This is a genomic window from Hydrogenimonas sp. (assembly GCF_029933015.1).
In the GTDB taxonomy this organism is placed as follows: domain Bacteria; phylum Campylobacterota; class Campylobacteria; order Campylobacterales; family Hydrogenimonadaceae; genus Hydrogenimonas.
Genome location: NZ_JAOZOZ010000026.1, coordinates 1 through 3,407 on the forward strand (window position 1 = coordinate 1; position 3,407 = coordinate 3,407).

The 3,407-nt window shown below is 56.8% G+C and carries 5 protein-coding genes; 3 read left to right on the forward strand and 2 right to left on the reverse strand.

Annotation, left to right across the window (positions count from 1 at the left end; genetic code table 11):
- A partial coding sequence (locus Q1K23_RS03265; protein WP_300362328.1) for a cytochrome c peroxidase occupies positions 1 to 989 on the forward strand: 989 nt, incomplete at its 5' end.
- The gene (locus Q1K23_RS03270) at positions 986 to 1,405 is read left to right on the forward strand and encodes a thioredoxin family protein (RefSeq protein ID WP_300362331.1); all 420 of its coding nucleotides are present in this window, start codon (positions 986 to 988) and stop codon (positions 1,403 to 1,405) included. The genes Q1K23_RS03265 and Q1K23_RS03270, both read left to right, overlap by 4 nt.
- On the opposite strand, the gene Q1K23_RS03275 is transcribed toward Q1K23_RS03270, so the two are convergent.
- Together Q1K23_RS03275 and Q1K23_RS03280 are read right to left on the reverse strand one after the other, a co-directional pair.
- Entirely contained in the window at positions 1,343 to 1,729 is a 387-nt protein-coding gene (locus Q1K23_RS03275; protein ID WP_300362333.1) for a hypothetical protein, read from the reverse strand. The two genes, Q1K23_RS03270 and Q1K23_RS03275, sit on opposite strands and share 63 nt — an antisense overlap.
- A 4-nt stretch (positions 1,730 to 1,733) precedes the next feature.
- Positions 1,734 to 2,309 (reverse strand): bifunctional precorrin-2 dehydrogenase/sirohydrochlorin ferrochelatase, encoded by a 576-nt coding sequence (locus Q1K23_RS03280; protein WP_300362335.1) that lies wholly within the window; start codon positions 2,307 to 2,309, stop codon positions 1,734 to 1,736.
- A 124-nt stretch (positions 2,310 to 2,433) separates the two neighbouring features.
- Between Q1K23_RS03280 and Q1K23_RS03285 the strand changes: the two genes are divergently transcribed.
- The coding region (locus Q1K23_RS03285) for an Lrp/AsnC family transcriptional regulator (protein ID WP_300362338.1) at positions 2,434 to 3,407 on the forward strand (974 nt) is incomplete at its 3' end.

A 3,407-nucleotide genomic window follows, 5' to 3' on the forward strand; every position in this document is an offset into this window, starting at 1 on the left:
TGCAAAGAGGTCTCGCGCCGGTCCCGGCCTCGTGGCGGGATGCACTGCCTCTCGTGGCCAACCCCGACAATCCTTTGACATCGGAGAAGATCGCCCTGGGCGAGAGACTCTTTTTCGATCCCGTTCTCTCGAAAGACCGGACGATCAATTGTGCGACCTGCCATATTCTGGAGGAGGGCGGTGACGACAACCGCCCCACCGCCATCGGTTTTCACGATCTTCCCAACCCGAAGCATCTCAACTCTCCCACCGTGCTCAACGCGGCTTTGGCCAAAAGGCAGTTCTGGGACGGCAGAAGTCCCGATGTGGAGGATCAGGCCAAAGGACCGATCCAGGCGCCTTTCGAGATGGCGATGACGCCCGAAGAGGTGGTGCGCAGGATTAGGGCGGATCGAAGTTACGTCGATGCGTTCGGCAGGGTCTTTCCACAAGAGGGAATCACTTTCGACACCGTCACGAAAGCGATCGGCGCCTATGAAAGGACGCTGCTGACCAGAGGGGCTTTCGACCGCTTCCTCGAAGGTGATGACGACGCCATTTCCCAAAGGGCGAAAGAGGGGCTGAATCTTTTCATCCGTCTCGGCTGCAAAGGGTGCCACACGGGCGTGGCCGTAGGGGGGCAAAGTCTGCAACGTTTTCCGCTGCGCCCCTACAACGGTCTTCTCGCGCCCGAATCGAGATTCGTCGACGGTGAGAGATATTTCGCCGGTTTCAGATGGCAAAAGCCCAAAGACACGCCCTATCCCTTCGACGATATCGGCGGATTTCACGGGCGAAACGGCCAGTTTCTCTTCAGGGTGCCGATTTTGCGCAATATCACCCGTACCGCACCCTATTTCCACAACGGTGCGGTGGATAAGATCGAGGAGGCGGTGCGCATCATGGCCCGGCATCAGCTGGGACTGACGCTGACACGAGAGCAGATCGAAAGCATCGTCGCGTTTTTGAAAACCCTCGAAGGCGACGTGGTGGAGTACCGACGAGAATGAGGTGGCGGGTCTACGTCATTTTGTTGATGACGGCTTTGTTGAGCGGGGCGGAGCCTATAAGCTGGTACGGGGATTTCGACAGGGCCTTGCGGGTTTCGCGCCAAAGCGGCAGACCGATGCTCGTCGTGCTGGTCGAAAGAGGATGCCGTCCCTGCGGCGATCTTTTGCGGCGTCTGGCTTCCGACGGAGAACTCGTCGCAACGATTTCGGAAAGGACGATCCCCATTTTGGTGACCAGGGAGAACGAAGACTACCCGGTGGAGCTGCTCTATACATTGGAGTATCCGACCCTTTTTCTCCTCTCACCCGAAGAGACCTTTCTGGGTGAGCCTGTGCGGGGAGATGTCCACCTTTCAGTGTTGAGGCGACTGCTCGAAGAAGAACTTCCGCACGAAGGCCGCCTGTTTGGGAGATAGCTCCATCGTATCGACCTGCGTGCCGTTGTCATCCAGGATCAGGAGGCGGCCGTTTTCGAGTTTCAGGTGGCTTTTCCCCCACTTTTTGAGGTAGTTGTCGTAGGCGAGGAAGACTTTGGCGTTGTCGAGTTTGAGCTTTTCGCCGGTCCGTTTGTCGAGGAGGTCGAGCCCGCCCAGGGTTTTGGTCAGCTCGTAGGGAAACCAGGGTTTGATCTTTTCGATCACCTGGGGATCTTTTTTCTCGGGCATGTTGACGATGAAAGCCGAGATGGCCAGAAAGGCGAAGACGACCATCAGGACGTAGACGATTTTTTTGCTGAACATGGTTTCAGAGTTCCTTGTTGAAAAGTTTTTCGATATAGGCTTTCGCCTTCTCGTCGAGCAGTCTCATCCGCTCCTTTCCCTTGGGCAGGGAGGCGCGCAGAGCCTTCATCTCTTCGAGAAAGTCGGCGATGGAGTCGGGAATGACCGTTTCGATGGCGCGGCGCAGATACTTGGCCACCGAGGGGGAGATGCCCGACGTGGAGAAAGCGACCGTCAGTGCCCCTTTCCTGGTGTAGGAGGGAAAGATGAAGTCGCAGTAGTCGACCGAATCGACACTGTTGCAGAGGATGTGGCGGCTCTGGCAGGCGTCGTAGATCTCTTTTTGCAAAGAGAGGTCGTCGACGGCGACGATGACGACGAAAACGCCTTCGAGATCTTCGGGACGGTAGGGGCGCCTGTGGAAGGTCAGGCCGTGGCCTTCGATCATCCCCCTCACATCTTCGGAAATTTCGGGAGCCACGACGGTGATGTCGTCGGTGAAGTCGAGCAGTTTTTCGAGTTTCTCGCCGGCGATGTAGCCGCCGCCGACGAGGAGGATTTTTCTGCCGTCGAGTTTGATGAAAGCCGGAAAATACGCCATGAAACGCCTCGGTTTTAAATGGGATTATCTTAGCACAGAGTGGTTGAGAGGGGGTTGATGCGCATCAAGGAAAGGTTAATGAACAAACCTTTATAATGGGCCCAAAAAACGGAACGGAAGATCGATGGAAAAAGAGTTTTTGACGAGGATTCAGAAGGGTTTCCCGATCTCGGAGCGACCTTTCGCCGAGCTGGCCGAAGAGCTGGGAAGCAGCGAAGAGGAGCTGCTGGACCTTTACAGGAGATTGAAAGAGGAGAAGGTGATTCGCCAGACATCGGCCATCTTCGATACGAAGTCCCTGGGATACAAGTCGTCCCTGGTCGCATTCAAGGTGGCCGACATCGAAAGGGCGGCGGAGATCATCAACGAGCACCCCGGTGTCAGCCACAACTACGAGCGGGACAACCCCTACAATCTCTGGTTCACGATCGCCGTGGCGCCCGATTCGAAACTGGGACTCGAAAAAACGGTGGAGCTGCTGGCCGAGCGAACGGGCGCCGAGAGCTTCATCATCCTCCCGACGAAAAAGATGTTCAAAATTTCGGTGCAGTTGGACGTCAAAGGAGACCGGGCCAAAAAGGAGAGGGTGAAACGCGCGAAAAAGGAGCCGATGGAGCTGGAACCGATCCACTACGAAATGATCAAGGGGCTGCAAAGAGACATCGAGCCGGTGGCCGAGCCTTTCGCCCAGCTGGTGGAATCTCTGGGAATCGACCACGCGACCCTGGCCCGAGAGGCGGAGCGGATGAAAAAGGCGGGGCTGATGCGCCGTTTCGCCGCCATCCTCTACCACCGCAAAGCCGGCTTCACCGCCAACGCCATGGTGGTCTGGAAAGTCCCCGAAGAGCGGGCCGAAGCGATCGGCGAGACGGTCGCCGCCTACAGCGCCGTCAGCCACTGCTACCTGCGCCCCGTCTATCCCGAGTGGCCCTATCCGCTCTTTTCGATGGTTCACGGCAAAAGCAGAGAGGAGGTCGAGGGCATCGTCGAGGAGATGGCCGAAGAGATCGGCGTAAAAGAGTATAATTACCTATACTCGACCAGGGAGTTCAAAAAGGTGAGGATCGAGTATTTCTCGCCGGAGTTCGAAAAGTGGGA